Raw genomic sequence first — 15462 nt, 5'->3', positions numbered from 1 at the left:
CAACCCATTTACCTATTCGCAAATGCTGACCTTGTTACGGCCATTGGCCTTACTTCGATAAAGTGCCTCATCTGCCCGTATAGAAACATCTTCGAAGCAGCTATCTGAGCGGTGGAGCTGTGATACGCCGAGACTGACGGTTGTGCACGCCCAGGCATCGTCGAGTCTGAAGCGTGCTTCTCCAACCGATTTCCGGATTCTTTCCGCTAAAACTCGCGCATTCTCCATATCGGTTCCGCGGAGCAGGATCGCGAATTCTTCGCCGCCCAGTCTGTAGGCATGATCCGATGCCCTGAGTTGGTCAGTGACGATAGTGGCGGATTGGCTGAGGACTTGATCGCCCATGGCATGCCCGTACAAATCATTGATATTTTTGAAGTAATCAAAATCATAGGTGATGATAGACGAGTTGGTTCCGGAACGGACGAATTCCGAATAGCGACTTTTCAGATCGCGGTTGAATTGCTTCCGGTTGAACAGCCCTGTCAGTTCGTCGGTAACCGATTCTGTGCGCAACTTTTTTTCCAGGTTTTTCTGGTCAGTGATGTCACGCATGACACCAAGCACGATATGGTCCATCTCCTGATGAACGGTCTCTTCGATCCAGCGTATTTTGCCATCTTTTTTACGTATTCTGTAAGTGGCCGTCTTGCCGGATACAGTTCCCCAACGACCATGTATGGCATCGAAGTTCTGCCGGTCTTCGGGAATGCAGCGGTTGCGTATTGTGCAGAAGGAAGGGTGGTCCGCCTGTCCAAGGTCCAGAATTCTGGGAATCACGGCGGACCAAACCAGTTCATTTGTCCGGAGGTCAGCCTCCCACCAGGCCAGCCCTCCGACCTCCTGAGCCTTGGCCAATCGGAGATTTGCTGATTCAAGCTTTTCTTTCATCGCCTGTATTGCCGCTCTGTCAGAGTCGTCGCGAATGATGGCAATTGCATAGTCTGTGGATTCGACCATGATCTGGCTTAACATGACGGCGACCGGAAAAATGGAACCGTCGGCGCGGCTGCCATGAAAGCGAAGCCCTGATCCCATGGGGCGCTTCATTGGCTCGCTGAAAAAGCCCTCAACGTGTTGTTCGTGAGCGGTTCTCGAATGTTCTGGTATCAGGATGTCCAGTGAATCGCCTTCCAGCCGTGTCACGCTCGTTAAAAAAATGTCGGCCGCTTTCTGGTTGGCATTGATAATGGTTCGGTCCCGACTGATGAGAATGGCTGCATCGGGAATCGCATTGATCATCCACCTCAGGTTTTCGGAAGTCATTGGCATAGGTGGTCTGGCTAGTCCTGATAGGTATTTTTGATTTTTGCAAAGCTGTCGACGTCATCAAGGAACAGGTCGACCAGCTCCGGATCAAAGTGCTTGCCCCGGCTTTCCCGTATCAGTTGCACAGCATCTGCTATCGGCCAGGCTTTCTTGTAGGGGCGTGCGGAAGTCAACGCATCAAATACGTCGGCCAGTGCTGCAATTCTCCCGGAAAGGGGAATATTTTCACCTTCTAATCCACTTGGATAGCCGCTCCCGTCCCATTTTTCGTGGTGGTTGATGGCAATTTCACGGGCCATGACCATGAGTTCGTTGTCATTACCCTCCAATAGCCGCCCACCGATTTCAGCATGGGCTTTCATGGTTTGCCATTCTTGCGGATCCAGCTTTCCGGGTTTTAACAGGATGGCGTCGGGAATGCCAATTTTACCGATGTCATGCATTGGGCTGGCTTGCAGGATCAAGTCGCATTGCTCTTTGGGCCAGCCAGCTTTGTCGGCAAGAAGGGCACACATCTTGCTCATTCTTATAATGTGGCTTCCCGTTTCTTCATCCCGGTACTCCGCCGCATGTCCAAGCCGCCGAATGATTTCCAGCCTGGTTTCCTGCAGTTCCTGTGTGCGTTTTCCCACCAGCATTTCCAGATGATTTTTCTGATCGTGCACTAGCCGATGGGCGAGATGGGCGTCCAGAAAATTCCTGACGCGCATCAGTAACTCCCGGCGATCAAAGGGTTTACTAACAAAGTCCCGGGCCCCTGCGTCCAAAGCACGAAGCAGATACTCCTGCTGATTCTGCGCGGTCAGTATAACAATGGGAGGCAGCATCGGGTCATTCAGATTGCCGAGCTGCTCCATAATCTGGTATCCGTCAAAGCCCGGCATATTAAGATCCAGGAGAATCAGAGAAGGATTGTGCGCCTGGTAGGCAGGAAGAACCTGATGCGGATCGCTGATGAGTACCAGGTTTGTATAGCCTGCGGACCTGAGAGTTTTTTCCAGGAGTTTCAGGTTGACCAGTTCGTCGTCAACCACGAAGATGCTCTGTTCCTGAAGGTTTTTTTCTGAAAAGGTGCACATGATTCGTTTACCCGAGGTATTTTCCCAGTGTGTTCGTTAATTCTGCAATGTTGATTGGCTTGGTTAGATAATCATCGAAACCGGCATTTTTCCCTCTCCGGACTTCACTATGCATGGCGTTCGCCGTGAGGGCGATGACAGGGGCATTGTTCGGGGGCACCTGTGCCTTTAACTTATCCAGGACAACGTAGCCGTCCAAATCCGGCAAATTAATATCGAGAAGAATGAGGTCCGGTTGACAGGCCCTTGCCAGGTTCAATCCTTCTTCGGCGGTGATCGCCGAAATAAGCGAAAAGTCGCGTTGCCGCTGGACGATTCTTTCAACAAGTTTCAGGTTCGCCGGATTATCCTCAATATAAAGAATGGACCGTTTTTTGTTGGAAGTTCGCTCGCCAGACAGAGTTTGGCTTTGACCGTAATCGATTGACGGCTCGGCGTTTGTGCTCGTGTGCAGCCGTTCAACCGGCAGGCGGATCCAGAATGTAGATCCTTCGCCAATGGCGCTGGTAACCCCAATGCTGCCTCCCATCAACTCCACGAGCCGCCGGGTCAGTGATAGCCCTATGCCGGTACCTTCGATATGGCCAAGCTCTGCCCCCAAGCGGTTGAACGGCTGGAACAGTTCAGGTATTCGGGACTCCGGGATGCCAGGGCCGGTATCTGTAACCCGAATATCAACCCATGCAGATCCATGGGGTTTTGCCTCGATCAGGATGCTGCCATCGACCCGATTGTACTTGACGGCATTGGACAGAAGGTTCAGCAGGGCCTGTTTCAGGCGGGTCCAGTCGGCGGCGACGCGGAGGGTCCCCATGTTTCGGATGGAAATTTGGATACCGCGCTTTTCAGCGGACAGCCTGACGAACGTTAACGCTTCGTCAGTGATTGCGCGCACGGGTATGGTTTCGAGCGAGAGCTCCAGCTTACCCGACTCGATCCTTGCCAGATCAAGCACTTCATTGATGAGTTCGAGCAGGTGTTTGCTGGCGGACAGAATTTCGTTGACGCTGTCCTGCTGGTCGTCATTCAGCTCTGGATCGCTTTCCAATAGCTGGCCAAAGCCCAGGATGGCATTCATCGGCGTGCGCAATTCATGGCTCATGCTGGAAAGGAATTCGGATTTTGCCCGGTTGGCTTGGTCTGCCTGTAGCTTTGCATGAGTCAGACTCATGCGATTCGTTTCTCCCATATCAATCATTCGCTGAGAGTTAATGATCACGCCGTAGTTCGCGGCAAAGGGCCGTAGAAAATTGATGAGTGACTGGTCGTAACCGGAATCACGGTTGGCAAGGGCGAAGACACCGACCAGGTCGGAGCCGATAAAGACCGGCACGCTGAGAAACGTCCTTATTTCAGGGTGCCCTTCCGGGAGCCCGGTGAACAGTTCGCCTGATCGGGTTTCGTCGACACTCACCACCTTCCCTTCTCTGACCGACTCTCCAATTACACTATCGAGACCGAAAAGCTCGAATCTGTCCGTCCCGACCCGGCTGTACATCTCTTCAGAGCTTGGGCCCCAGGGGATATTGCTAATGGATTGAACCCGGAGATACGGAGTTTTCTCGCCGTCATGGAGCACTTCTGCCAGAAAACCAAATTCGCTGCTGGTCAGTTCCAGCAGGCTCTCGAGCATGCTGTCAAGGGTGGCCCGGAATTTCCCTTCGCGAATGAACGCGGTGAGGGAGTCATGAAGTATGTTCAACAGGCGGGTCTGGAGAGCCAGCTGCTGCTTCGCTTCATGGGCCTGAGTCACGTCCTGAACGATACCCAGCATTTGTTTTGCCATGCCATCATCGCTCCGAATCACAGCGCCCGCTTCCAAAAGCAGCCTCACCGTGCCATCGGGCCATACAACCCGATGTTCAATTCGATAAGGTTCATCATGTTCAATAGCGGCCGCTATTCCTGCCTCAACTTTTGCACGGTCATCGGGATGAACAGCGGTTATAAAGTTTTCATAGGAGGTTTCCAGATCCCCTTCCGGGTATCCGAAAATTACCGGGATGGTTCCCGTCCAGAACAGATCGTTGGTTTCAAGGTTCCACTCCCAGGTACCGATGTTTGCAAAGGACTGGGCCTTGCGGAGCCGTTCCCGGTCCCGTTCCTGGTAGAATTCTGACATCCAGCGGGCAAGAGAATTGGAAATGACACTGCCAAGTATATCAATCAGACCCTGAGCGCGGGGAACATCCTTCAAGGCGTTCTGCCGTGTTAGCAGCTCCAGTGAACCCAGCTCTGTCCGGTCTGCCCGGAGCGTGGTTTCGATCTTGTAGCAGTCATCTGCTTGTCGTTCGCTTCCAGTCGTGTCAAACCCTGTAATCGAAAGGGAGGCGTTATGGCTCGAGTCGACTGCAGGCCGGTTCCCTTTGGCAAAGAGGTGATCGGTCTGGTGAAGCTTTATCGATACATGATAGATGCCAAGAAATCTGCAAAGTGGTTGCAGTGCTGACTGGAGTATTTCCGGGACGTCTGCCCAGTCGCCGGAAAGAACCTGGGCGCTGGCCCCACTGACCAGCCTTGCGAGTTGCCCATACAGCTCCCCGCGGTGTTCGGACGTTTTGACATGGGTGATGTCTTTGCGAATAGCAATGTACTTGTACGGGCGCTTTCTGCTATCCAGAAAGGGAACGATCGTCGATGAGACCCAATAGTAACGACCATCTTTAGCTCGGTTGCAGATCTCACCCTTCCAGACATCGCCCCGGGATATCGTTTGCCACAGGTCTCTGTAAAAATCGGGTGAATGATAGCCGGATTTCAGTATGCGATGATTCTGGCCGAGGAGCTCTGTCTCGGAATACTGGCTGGTGTCACAAAAGTTTCGGTTAACTTCGGTAATTTGCCCCGCGCTGTCAGCCATACTGACTATGGCGTGATGATTCAGTGCAAGGTGTTCCTGCTCTCGTTCGTACAAGATGTCATAGAGTCGTCCACCGGATGTTGCCCGCCCGACCCGTTGATTTGTCACTTCAAGGATAAGCCGGGGCAGGTCCGCATAGGTTGCACAGTGAGTATTGGTTTCCGTCAGACTGAGTAAATCCCTGGCTTCACTATCGGTAATGTCGTCGGTCGTAAAGAAAACGGGTATGCCTGAGCTCTGAGGGAAAAAACGGAGCAGGGCAGAAAGCTTACGATAACTCATCAAGTCGCTGTAATGACTTACAACGATTACATCGGGATCGTGTTGTGTGAGCAAGTCGAATGCCGCCTGAATGGAGCTTGCCGGCAATATTTCAATAGACCGAGTGGCCAGATGTTCCCGGATTGCCTCATGGGTTGCCTGCCGATCCTCAAGAATCAGGGCAGTTCTGGGCATCGGTGAGTGAGAAATTCCCAGCTCCTGACAGGTGCTGGCCAGCATTCGGGAAGTGAGCGGTTTAACAAGAAAGCGCCTGGCTCCCGCTGCCATAGCCTCGCTCGCTAATTGGGTTGTCATTGATTTTCCGACAACCACGATCGGGGCTTTGGCTATTCCGTCATTGGTATGCAGTTCGGCTATTATCTCTCTCAACGGCAGCGCTTCGGAACCATCGGCATCAATTAGCCAGACATTGGGTGGCTCCGTCGCTTCGACGGGGGCAGCCATTGATGAGAACCGACAGTTGAAATCTGAGGACAGCAGGGTTTCCTGCTGCCGTTTCAGCCAGCTTTCCGTTTCTCTATTCCCGACAATCCTGATATCAATCATTCGGCTAACCGTCAGGCGCTGTTGCGCTCTCTCAGCCGGGAAACCAATCCACCAACTTCACCGATCTGTCGTTTCAGTTCGTGCATGGACTCCTGCGCTTCCTTCACGACCTGCATTGCCGTGTCGCCCAGATCGTTAATACTGACAATTTTGCCGGATATTTCGCCTGAGGCATTGTGTTGTTGCTCTGCCGCAACCGATGTGCCGTCACAAGCTTCGGAAATACGTTCTATAAAGGTAACGAGTTCCGACAAGGTGCTCTCGGAGCTGATGGCATTGTCGACCGTCTTTTGTGCATAGCTGTCGCAACGTGTCATGGACTGGGTCGCATTGGAAACGGTCTCGTGAAATCGGCCGAGGGTAGTATTGATCTGCTCAGTTGTGGCCTTGGTGCGCTGTGCGAGGCTGCGGACTTCATCCGCGACTACAGCAAAACCACGACCGGCATCTCCGGCCCTGGCCGCTTCGATCGAGGCATTGAGGGCAAGCAGATTGGTTTGCTCAGTGATGTCACCGATTATACTCAGCGCCTGACTGACCCCCTTGCTCGCCTCGGTGAGCTGGCCGACAGCATTCGATGCCTCTGCAAGCTCCTTAGACAGGGCATCCATACTGTGACGGGTTTCCTGAGTCAGGGCCTGCCCACTGGCAACGCGCTCGCTGGCCAGTCGAACTTGCTCGAGCATGCCGGTCGCATTGCTCGCAACCTCTTTGGATGTGGCAGACATCTGCTCGCTTGCTGAGGCAATGGTATCTGTCGCTGTAGCCTGTTCCCGAACCGCAGAATGGGCATCGTTACTTCTGGAAATAGTGTGTTCAGCACCGATGTTCAGCTTGCCGATAACGTCGTCCATGCGTTTGACAATGGCATCGAGCTCAGCACCCTGTTGGGCAATCACCAGATCAAGACTGCCAATATCGTCTACACGACCAGTAAAGATTTTCTCTGCCACCGTATCGTCTATTATGCCTCTGGCCCTTTGAACACATCTCTTCAGTGGGCTGGTGAGGCCGGTGATGGCGGCCGAGCTGACAACAAAGGCTGCAACCCAGACGCCAAAGGCGGAGTACCAGGTCTCCATAAAATACTGAGCAGCCCCTGCGCCACTCATAATGAAAGCCATGGTGAGAATCAGTTTAAGTTGCAGGGGCATTGCTCTGCGGAGCTTTGGCGGCTCAACGGGGCCCTTGGTGGCCTGAGTCTCGCGCAGGGTGGCATATAGTTTTTCTGCGCGCGCCTCGGCCGCAGGTGAGAGCTGCGAGCGAATGGATTGCAGCTCAAGAAGCTCGCCATTCTTCCCGGTAACGGGTATCGCATAGGCCCGGACCCAGTAGTGGTCGCCGTTCTTGCACCGGTTTTTAACCGCGCCAAGCCAGGTTTCTCCTGATTTTAACCGTCGCCACATTTCTTCATACGCTGCCCTGGGCATGTCGGGGTGGCGAATAATGTTGTGCGGCTGTCCAATCAATTCTTCTCTGGAGAATCCACTGATATCGACAAATTCGTCGTTAATGTGGGTGATCTGTCCTTTCGGGTTGGTAGTGGAAAGGATATTTGCGCCGGAACTGACAGGCACATTTCGATGGGTGACAGGGTGGTTCACGCGCACGTGTGTGTCTCTCTAAGTGAAGTTTGAAGAGTAGTTGTTAGCGTCACTTACGAGGATAAGTATGCATTAGTTCCTTTATTTTTTGCGTAAAGGAGTTTTTAAAATAAATCTACTTTTTTGTTTTTGATTTTTTATTGATATGATTTAAAAGGAAAATTTATTTCATTTCGAGATTTTCGGGCGTGCTCTGCATATTTTTTCTGCAGAAAGCGGATAATAGAACGTTGTTTTGTGCAGAATTCGGATAAGTGGTTCCGAAAATAGTTATGGATGTTATGTCGGGAAGATCAGAAGGGCGGCGGTTTTCAATCCAGACCCATAGGCACCCGGTCACGCTGCGCGAGCTCAAGCTGCGTACCCGGGTGCTGGCAAACCGGAACTGCGGCGTTTCGATGCACTCGGGCTTTTCAGGATCAGCTTTTTTTCGGGTTAATCTGCTTCGCACCCGTAGGGAAGATTTGTCCACTTTTACCTTTGACTACATACTGAACAGCTCCGCCAGACTTTAAAAAAGCAGCAGTTTGCTCCTCGATTGAGGCAGTCGTTACTGAATCTTTTGTGGGTTTCTTACTCATTATATTCTCCCGGTTAAATGTTGGCTTATTCGCCCACTTCGGTAATTCTGGAGCCGCGAAGAGGCTGAAAATTGCCCGGCAACAGCGACTGGCTATGCATTATTCGTAGTGACTCCAAAGCCGTAGAACCTTCACCACACGCTGATCCTCCAGCACTTGATACACTAAACGATGCTGTATATTGATCCTGCGTGAATAGGCTTCCGCCAGATCACCGATTAACTTCTCAAACGGAAGCGGCTTTCGATATGGATTTTCCGAGATCAGTACCAGCAACTCCTGAGCTTTTGGTTTCAAGCCGCTGGAGGCCAGTTTTTTTGCATCTTTTTGGGCTTGCTTGGTATAGGCCAGCTTCCATGTCACCAGTCGAGCTCCTCATCGCATTGATCGACGGAGGTAACCATCCCATCACGAATAGACTCACGCATACCTGGAACAGACAGCAGGTAAAGCGTTTCCTGAATAGCCGCCCAATCATCCTCAGACACTAAGACAGCTCTATTTCGCTTACCCGTGATAACAATGGGTTGGTGGGACTCGGCGGCTTCATCAATTAACCGATATAGGTTGCTGCGCGCCTCAGTTGCAGTAATTCCTGTCATGACGCACCTATAATGTGTTCGACTTTTGATCATTGTACGCTTTTTGATACGTACGTCAAAACGAACGCTATGCATAACGCGGAGCGCAGCGGCGGCCCATTTTGTCAGGCCGAGACAACCCTGTCTTTGCCCAGGCCTTTGGCCTCATACAGGGCACCATCGGCCCGCTTGAGAGTGTCTTCGTATGAGCGGTCTGCCGGCATCATAGTTGTGACGCCAATACTGACTGTGACGGCGGTATTGCCTACTGAAAACCGACTCAGTTCCTTTCTGAAAGACTGGTGTAAACGCGCGGCAAACTGCACCGCGCGCTCACGTCCAGTATTGGGGAGAGCAACCACAAACTCATCACCGCCCAAGCGGTAGGCAGTATCGGTTTTTCGGAGCTCTGATCGACATATGTTGGCCACGGCAAGGATCATCTCATCCCCGACGTGATGCCCCCGGGAATCGTTGATTTTTTTAAGGTTGTCCAGATCAAACATCAAAATGGAGGTCGGCGCGGAATGCCGCGAGAATGTCTCGTGGTGAAGCACCAAGTCGCGCTCCAGTTTCCTTCTGTTGAAAAGGTCAGTGAGCTGATCGGTGTCGCTCAGTTCCCGTAGTCTGATTTCCAGATCGTGGCGCTCTGAAATATTACTCGCGACCCAGAGCACCACCGCCTCATCGTCCACCAGGAAATCCAGGGCTTGTATGCGACCTTCAAACCAGATCGGTTCCTCGGGTCCTTCATCGGGCAAGCCTTTCACATCCCCACTGCTCAGCTCATACTCTTCGACCAGCAGCCTGCGGGTCTCCAGCGCCCGGTTAATCTGCTCGAGAAACCAGTCTGCCTTCTCAGGTTTCACCAAGTCTGAAACGTACAGACCGACCAGGCCGCTGCCGTCGTGGTAATAGCGAACATCACTGCCACCGAACACCGCGACGTATTTGCCGCTGCGGGACAGGATAAAAGCCGGGTCTGGTAAGGCTTCCAGAACGGAGGCCATCTGCTCGATATTGATCATGAATCGGTTCTTATGAACTGTCGCAATTGCGCACATATTACCCGAATTCGGAGTCAGTGTGGATAGCTCGGCTACCCGACTACATTTTTGATCTGTTTGTCATGAAATTTAGAAAGAAAAACCAGTGAAGAAATAGCCCCGACTAGTGCAAACGCCATATCGGATTGGGTATCCCAGATATAACCTTGAGTCCCCAAAAAGGCTTCGGCTCCCCCGCCTGATATCACGGCAACCCACCACTCAATCAGCTCATAAAAAGCACTAAAGGATAATGCCACGCAAATTACGAATAGGCTTAGCCACCATCGCCCATTCACAACGTGCTTTCTGATCAAAATCTCTCTTGCTATTAAAGCAGGCACAAAGCCCTGAAAAAAATGGCCGAGTTTGTCGTAGTTATTCCTTTCCGCTCCAAATAAACCATCAAAGAATGGAACCTCTGCATAGGTGTAATGGCCACCAATCATTAAAACGATGCAATGTGCCAAAATCATTAGATACACGATTGATGTCAGCTTGAAGCTTCGATAAGTGGTGACTAAAAGGGCAGCCCCAATCAAGGCTGGAAGAATCTCCAGAAGCCACGTTATCTGGTCTTTTGGATCTATTCCAGACCAAATAAGAACAATAAAAAAAATACCGGCCCATAAATATTTGATCGTATTTACCCCTGAAATGTAACCGCGACTGGACAGACCATTTCGATATTTCAGGAATCTGACCACTTAATTACGGATTTTGAATTCCCGGAATGCCTGTCTGGAAATCTATAAAAAAGCTTAGCTGAGTATGGGGTTCACTGCCACGTAATCGCTTGGCTTCTGTGATTTGCTGCATGATGCAGGAAGTGATGGGGCTTGTTGCGGGAACAGGTTGTCTGGATCGACAATACGCTTGTTCCACATCAGTATTCTGTGATCTCAATAGTGTTTAGATAACCTCAGCTGTAACTTCTGAATAAAATGCGGGTGAAGCAATGCGCTATCGTCTCAATCCTAACGGTAATTTTGGCAAGCACCTCAAGCGGCTAATGCAGTCCATTAATGAAGACATCTCTCTAGCGCTTCTGCACGCATGCAGGGTTCCAGAAACGGGGGTCCATGAGGCTCGAAAAAGCTGTAAAGAAATGCGGGCTCTACTGCGGCTGATCAGACCCCAGATTGGCAAAGCAGAGTACAGCCGTTGGCAAGAACACTACAAAACGATTTCCGGGAAGCTTTCCGGCAGCCGAGACGCGATCGTTCGTGTGAACACCTGGCGAGGGCTAGTAAAAGAAAACGCAGCGTTGCAAGAACAACGATACGATGCCATTGACCGTTTTCTGTCTGAACAGCAAAAGCTCAATCCACTTGAGGCTAAAGGTCGTGAATTTTTCATGGAGCTGGCTTTAGAAGTTGAAGCTCAGAGCCCCGCGCCTCAAGAATGGGACCTGCCAAAGTCACTGTCTAAACTTATGCCCAACCTCAAACACCTTTATCAAAAAGCCCGTGACGCCGAGAAAAAGGCGAATAGCTCTGGCGATATTGAAGCCTTCCACCAATTTCGAAAACGCTCAAAAGATCTGTTCTATTGTTCACGTGCATTGCGCCCGATGTTTGGCAAAAGCCTGAAGTCAAAGGTGGACGGGTTGGAAGCAATGACAGAGCTTCAGGGTTCGGCTAATGACCAAGCTGTGTTGCTCGAATACCTTACCGATCATCGCCATGAAATTGGTCTGGACTCTGAACAATGGGACTTGGCTGAGGCATGCATTGTTGCGAAGCTACAGGAGCTCCAGAAGCAGACCCATAAGCTGGCGAAAAAACTTCTTTCAGATTCACCAGCATCCTTTATTAAGTCCCTATAGCTGACCGATGCCGGATTTCTGGGCTCGCTGGTCAAACGGCATGTCGTCATACCAGTCCTCCTTATAAACATCCCGGTTTTAATTGCACGGCTGGCTGAGTACCGGAGCCCACTCAATACTTTAGAGGAACCTGCTCAACGCAACGGCTCCCGGCTGCGATCCGGCATCAACATGAGCGCCAGTACAGCTATAAACGAAGTAATCGCCAGATACATGGCAGGTGCCGTCAGCAACCCGGTGATCGCGATCAGCGAAGTGGCAATCATCGGGGTCAGGCCGCCGAACACGCCCATCCCCAGATTGAAGGCAACGGAATAGCCTGACAGACGATCACTCTCCGGGAACAATTCAACAAAAAGCGCGGGCCCGGAACCGAGCGGAACAGCCAGCAGCAGGAACACCAGCGAGTGGGCCACGATCACCGCAGTGAGCGACCCACCGGAATCCAACATCCAGACGTGGAGGGGCCACGCAATGATCGAAAGCAGCATCAGTGATAATGCGATCCAGCTCCTTCGCCTTAGCCAGCGGTCACCAACGATTGCGAACAACGGCATGGCAGGAATGACGAGCACCATCATGCCGGTGTTGATCAGCAGCGCGGTGCCGCGTGACATCAAATCCTGCGCGGAAAGCCATTCCGGCAGGTACACGAAAGCGATGTAGTAGCAGGTCCCGTAGCTGGAGGCGAACACAAGGGCCAGCAGAGTCTCACGGCGATTGGTAGTGAAAGCCTGCAATAGCGGTGACGTCTCTTCGCGGCCCTCATGGTGTTTTTTGAACCGTTCGGAGTTGTGCAGATTGCGGCGGATTGAGATCGCCGCGATACCGAGAATCGCGCCTATGTTGGCCCAGCTACCTGTGAGGCCACGCTTACCCTTCGGTGCAGTTTCAACCAGATAAGTAGCCGAGGAAGAGAACTCCCCGCCCACAGAAAGCCCCTGTAAAAGCCTGACCAACACCAACAACGCGGGCGCGAGCAGCCCCGCTTGCTCATAGGAAGGCAACATGCCCAGCAACAAGGTTGGAAGGGCCATCATGGTGACCGAGATCTGCATGGTCCGCGCCCGCCCGTAACGGTCCCCAAACCAACCGAAGACTGCGGCACCGAGCGGACGCATTATGAACCCGGCAGCGAAGATCCCATAGGTCGCGAGCAGCGCCGCCGTCGGGTTACCAGAAGGAAAAAAGACCGGCGCGATCACCCCGGCGAGGTAGCCGTAAACAGCAAAGTCGTACCACTCCACCACGTTTCCGATAAACCCCGCCATGATCTTGTGTCGCAGTGTGGGAGGACGTGGCGCCCGAGCGTTCCTGCTCATTCGGGATTTCTCCATTCCAAAGTGCAAGAGCCTAGTGTGCTGAAAGGTTCATGGTTCGACCTTTCACCACTCTGTAGGTGGCTTCAATAACAAAGGCGGCTACCACCATTGCGACCAGAAACCAGAGTTGTCCGGGTGAACTGATGGCGGTCTGCCAGATAAGGGCTCCCAATGCACCAAGGCACCAAGGCACAGTATGATGCCAGCAACCGAGAGCATGCGTTTCCACCCCGAACCGCCCGTCAGTGCCAGATTGGCGCCATTAACCTCCGCAAAAATCACAAGGAAGCCAGCACTACCCATCATCGACATACTGGACAGATTAACCAGATTGGCAGTCAACACGGTTGCTCCTGATGTGATTAAGAGTCCTTCGACGGGCTTTCCCCAGATCTTCCTCTCCAGTGCCTCAGGCAGCTCTCCGTCTTTCGCAATGATGTAACTGAGGCGAGCCGCACCATAAGTCGTGGCATTGATTGCCGAAGCCGTTGAAAGCATGGCCGCAATCGCGATCAATACGAAACCGGTTTGCCCCAGCGATGGCCTGGCTGCTTCCGCAAGAGCATAGTCCTGGGCATCGACGATCTTATCGACAGGCAGGCTTCCCACGGTCACCATCGCAACAAGGACATAGAGCACGATCACGAAACCGACGCATGAGTAGAAGGCGCGGGGCAAAGTTCTGGGCGCGTCCCTCACATCCTGGGCGGTGTTGGCAATCAGCTCGAAGCCTTCGTAGGCCAGGAAAATGATCATTCCGCCGGCAATCAGATGCAGCGGCGAGGACCATGTCGACGGTGCCAGTTTGCTGCTGTCGATGCCCCAGATACCAACGCCGATAAAAATGGAAAGAATCACCAGTTTAAGCAACACGATCCAGTCCTCGGCTTCGCCGATGAGTCGGGCGTTCAACAGGTTCAGCCCGGTAATGCCGAGGACACTGCCCGTGATCAGAACGTGTTTCCAGAAAGGCTGACAGTCCGGGGGGAAGAAAGAGGCACCATAGCTCCCGAACGCATAGGAATAGATCGAGAGCATGCGATGTAACTTAGCCAAAGCAGAATGTTGGCCGTCCCTGTGAGCAGGCCGGGCCCGAACGCGCGATCCAGGAACGAAACTGTATCTCCCTGACTGGGGTACCTGACCGAGAGCGATGCGTACGAGTAGGATGTGACAAGCGCAACCATGCCCGCGATAAAGAAGGCCAAAGGGGCGCCCCCGCCGGTTAACTTCACGGACAGGCCCAGAACCGCAAAGATCCCACCCCCTACCATGCCGCCGATCCCGATTGACAGGACTTCCCAGTAACCGAGACCTTCTTTTTCTGACTTATTCATAAAGGTTCATCCGCTATTACAACATATAACAGCCCAGTCGACGGTTCCCCGGTACGATCCCGGCGGTAACGGCATAAACGTCGGCCGGAGAACTCTAATTACGCATGCACCGATTTTAAGGGATGGTTACAAAAGTACCTCTTGAATTCTGGAGTGCGACGTTGGCTTCCCATCGCACTTCCTCCTATGCTCTAACCATAGGCCGGGAGTGTCCACTAGAGCGGGCAAGGGCCAAGTCTATTTTTAGACTGATTTATTAGTATTGCTGTAGAAAACCAATTGGAAGGAGCCAAACATGCGCCGCCTGTATTTTCTTATGCCTGACATTGCTGCAACTCAAGAGCTTGTGAAAGAACTGCTCCTCTCACATGTGGACGAGCATCATATCCACGTTGTCGCCAAAGAAGGAACCCCAATGGAAGAACTCCCTGAGGCCAACTTGTTCCAAAAGAGTGATTTTGTCCCGGCGATTGAGAGAGGCCTTACCGTGGGCGCCGCCACTGGCTTGATTTGTGGATTGGTAGCAATGACCCTGCCAGCTACCGGGGTGATAATTGGTGGCGGCGCCGTTTTGTTTATCACTGCTGCAGGCACCGGTGTTGGCGGCTTGATGTCAAGCCTTGTGGGTGTGGGTCTTCCAAACTCACGCCTGGAAAAATTCGAAGAGAGGATCAATGCAGGAGAAGTCCTGGTGCTAGTGGATGTGAAACGTCGCCGGGTGGATGAAATCCAGGAGTTGGTAAGAAAACATCATCCCGAGGCGGATATCCAAGGCACCGAACCACTGTCGCCGCCTTTCCCCTGAAGCTCCGATATCCGGCGTTTCAAGCGGGTGATCTCATCCTGCTCCTGGATTTTCTTCTTCGTGTCAGCTAGCGCTTTTTACAGTGCGGTGGGCCTGATGACTCCGCCCCACCGCTTTAGCTTTGCGGCGAACCGGAGTGCCGTGTAGATGCCTCGGGTTCTACCCCGTTGCGGCAGCTACCAGCACTGCTGCTGCAACCGTTACAGCCGCCACAACCTGAAGGTTTCTTGCCCAAGCCGGGTATCCACTGGCGCGCCACGAAAAACACCGCTGCCAGCACGCAAATTCCTACGATAATGTCCTGCCACATAGTCCCTCCTCA

General features: G+C 52.5%; 15 protein-coding genes. 2 read left to right on the top strand and 13 right to left on the bottom strand.

Going from position 1 to position 15462, the window contains the following annotated elements; all coding sequences use genetic code 11:
* Window positions 1–12 precede the first annotated feature (12 nt).
* From BUA49_RS01010 to BUA49_RS00975, 9 genes are all read right to left on the bottom strand, one after another.
* A complete protein-coding gene (locus BUA49_RS01010) occupies window positions 13–1272 on the bottom strand; it encodes a sensor domain-containing diguanylate cyclase (RefSeq protein ID WP_084063456.1) in 1260 nt (419 codons plus the stop codon).
* A gap of 11 nt (window positions 1273–1283) precedes the next feature.
* The gene (locus BUA49_RS01005; protein WP_072794942.1) at window positions 1284–2348 is read right to left on the bottom strand and encodes an HD domain-containing phosphohydrolase; all 1065 of its coding nucleotides are present in this window, start codon (window positions 2346–2348) and stop codon (window positions 1284–1286) included.
* 7 nt (window positions 2349–2355) lie between these two features.
* Window positions 2356–6036, bottom strand: coding sequence for a response regulator (locus BUA49_RS01000; RefSeq protein WP_072794941.1), 3681 nt, complete (start codon window positions 6034–6036; stop codon window positions 2356–2358).
* An 11-nt stretch (window positions 6037–6047) separates the two neighbouring features.
* A complete protein-coding gene (locus BUA49_RS00995; protein ID WP_072794940.1) occupies window positions 6048–7646 on the bottom strand; it encodes a methyl-accepting chemotaxis protein in 1599 nt (532 codons plus the stop codon).
* A 413-nt stretch (window positions 7647–8059) separates the two neighbouring features.
* Window positions 8060–8221: a hypothetical protein gene (locus tag BUA49_RS17735; RefSeq protein ID WP_175547537.1), complete on the bottom strand. Its 162-nt coding sequence runs from the start codon at window positions 8219–8221 to the stop codon at window positions 8060–8062.
* A 99-nt stretch (window positions 8222–8320) separates the two neighbouring features.
* Window positions 8321–8584, bottom strand: coding sequence for a Txe/YoeB family addiction module toxin (locus tag BUA49_RS00990; RefSeq protein ID WP_072794939.1), 264 nt, complete (start codon window positions 8582–8584; stop codon window positions 8321–8323).
* Window positions 8581–8823 carry a type II toxin-antitoxin system Phd/YefM family antitoxin gene (locus tag BUA49_RS00985; RefSeq protein WP_072794938.1) on the bottom strand — a complete coding sequence of 81 codons (243 nt, stop codon included), beginning with the start codon at window positions 8821–8823 and terminating at the stop codon, window positions 8581–8583. Before BUA49_RS00985 ends, BUA49_RS00990 begins: the two co-directional genes overlap by 4 nt.
* A gap of 104 nt (window positions 8824–8927) precedes the next feature.
* On the bottom strand, window positions 8928–9830 hold the full coding sequence (locus BUA49_RS00980) for a GGDEF domain-containing protein (protein ID WP_072794937.1): 903 nt from the start codon (window positions 9828–9830) through the stop codon (window positions 8928–8930).
* A gap of 71 nt (window positions 9831–9901) precedes the next feature.
* Window positions 9902–10555, bottom strand: a complete 654-nt coding sequence (locus tag BUA49_RS00975) for a DUF2238 domain-containing protein (RefSeq protein WP_407656648.1) — start codon at window positions 10553–10555, stop codon at window positions 9902–9904.
* A 251-nt stretch (window positions 10556–10806) separates the two neighbouring features.
* On the opposite strand from BUA49_RS00975, the gene BUA49_RS00970 reads away from it, so the two are divergent.
* On the top strand, window positions 10807–11676 hold the full coding sequence (locus BUA49_RS00970; protein ID WP_072794936.1) for a CHAD domain-containing protein: 870 nt from the start codon (window positions 10807–10809) through the stop codon (window positions 11674–11676).
* Window positions 11677–11810: 134 nt separating this feature from the next.
* On the opposite strand, the gene BUA49_RS00965 is transcribed toward BUA49_RS00970, so the two are convergent.
* The 3 genes from BUA49_RS00965 to BUA49_RS18215 all read right to left on the bottom strand — a co-directional run bounded on the left by BUA49_RS00965 (window position 11811) and on the right by BUA49_RS18215 (window position 14272).
* Window positions 11811–12998 (bottom strand): MFS transporter, encoded by a 1188-nt coding sequence (locus BUA49_RS00965; protein WP_228704375.1) that lies wholly within the window; start codon window positions 12996–12998, stop codon window positions 11811–11813.
* A gap of 99 nt (window positions 12999–13097) precedes the next feature.
* Window positions 13098–14054: an APC family permease gene (locus BUA49_RS00960; protein ID WP_267283704.1), complete on the bottom strand. Its 957-nt coding sequence runs from the start codon at window positions 14052–14054 to the stop codon at window positions 13098–13100.
* A complete protein-coding gene (locus BUA49_RS18215; RefSeq protein ID WP_407656683.1) occupies window positions 13949–14272 on the bottom strand; it encodes a hypothetical protein in 324 nt (107 codons plus the stop codon). The genes BUA49_RS00960 and BUA49_RS18215 overlap by 106 nt, the downstream gene beginning before the upstream one ends.
* A gap of 358 nt (window positions 14273–14630) precedes the next feature.
* On the opposite strand from BUA49_RS18215, the gene BUA49_RS00955 reads away from it, so the two are divergent.
* On the top strand, window positions 14631–15140 hold the full coding sequence (locus BUA49_RS00955) for a DUF1269 domain-containing protein (protein ID WP_072794935.1): 510 nt from the start codon (window positions 14631–14633) through the stop codon (window positions 15138–15140).
* Window positions 15141–15255: 115 nt separating this feature from the next.
* On the opposite strand, the gene BUA49_RS00950 is transcribed toward BUA49_RS00955, so the two are convergent.
* Window positions 15256–15450, bottom strand: coding sequence for a FeoB-associated Cys-rich membrane protein (locus BUA49_RS00950; protein WP_072794934.1), 195 nt, complete (start codon window positions 15448–15450; stop codon window positions 15256–15258).
* Between the last annotated feature and the right edge of the window lie 12 nt (window positions 15451–15462).

It is taken from the genome of Marinobacter antarcticus (assembly GCF_900142385.1).
Taxonomy (GTDB): Bacteria; Pseudomonadota; Gammaproteobacteria; order Pseudomonadales; family Oleiphilaceae; genus Marinobacter; species Marinobacter antarcticus.
Note: the sequence above shows the minus strand (reverse complement) of the source record. Positions and strands in the feature narration are given on the sequence as shown.

Excerpts from the sequence above, each read along its gene's own strand:
- BUA49_RS01010 (WP_084063456.1), bottom strand. The coding sequence starts at position 1,272 with ATGCCAATGACTTCCGAAAACCTGAGGTGGATGATCAATGCGATTCCC.
- BUA49_RS01005 (WP_072794942.1), bottom strand. The coding sequence starts at position 2,348 with ATGTGCACCTTTTCAGAAAAAAACCTTCAGGAACAGAGCATCTTCGTG.
- BUA49_RS01000 (WP_072794941.1), bottom strand. The coding sequence starts at position 6,036 with ATGATTGATATCAGGATTGTCGGGAATAGAGAAACGGAAAGCTGGCTG.
- BUA49_RS17735 (WP_175547537.1), bottom strand. The coding sequence starts at position 8,221 with ATGAGTAAGAAACCCACAAAAGATTCAGTAACGACTGCCTCAATCGAG.
- BUA49_RS00985 (WP_072794938.1), bottom strand. The coding sequence starts at position 8,823 with ATGACAGGAATTACTGCAACTGAGGCGCGCAGCAACCTATATCGGTTA.
- BUA49_RS00980 (WP_072794937.1), bottom strand. The coding sequence starts at position 9,830 with ATGATCAATATCGAGCAGATGGCCTCCGTTCTGGAAGCCTTACCAGAC.
- BUA49_RS00970 (WP_072794936.1), top strand. The coding sequence starts at position 10,807 with ATGCGCTATCGTCTCAATCCTAACGGTAATTTTGGCAAGCACCTCAAG.
- BUA49_RS00965 (WP_228704375.1), bottom strand. The coding sequence starts at position 12,998 with ATGAGCAGGAACGCTCGGGCGCCACGTCCTCCCACACTGCGACACAAG.
- BUA49_RS18215 (WP_407656683.1), bottom strand. The coding sequence starts at position 14,272 with ATGGTAGGGGGTGGGATCTTTGCGGTTCTGGGCCTGTCCGTGAAGTTA.
- BUA49_RS00955 (WP_072794935.1), top strand. The coding sequence starts at position 14,631 with ATGCGCCGCCTGTATTTTCTTATGCCTGACATTGCTGCAACTCAAGAG.
- BUA49_RS00950 (WP_072794934.1), bottom strand. The coding sequence starts at position 15,450 with ATGTGGCAGGACATTATCGTAGGAATTTGCGTGCTGGCAGCGGTGTTT.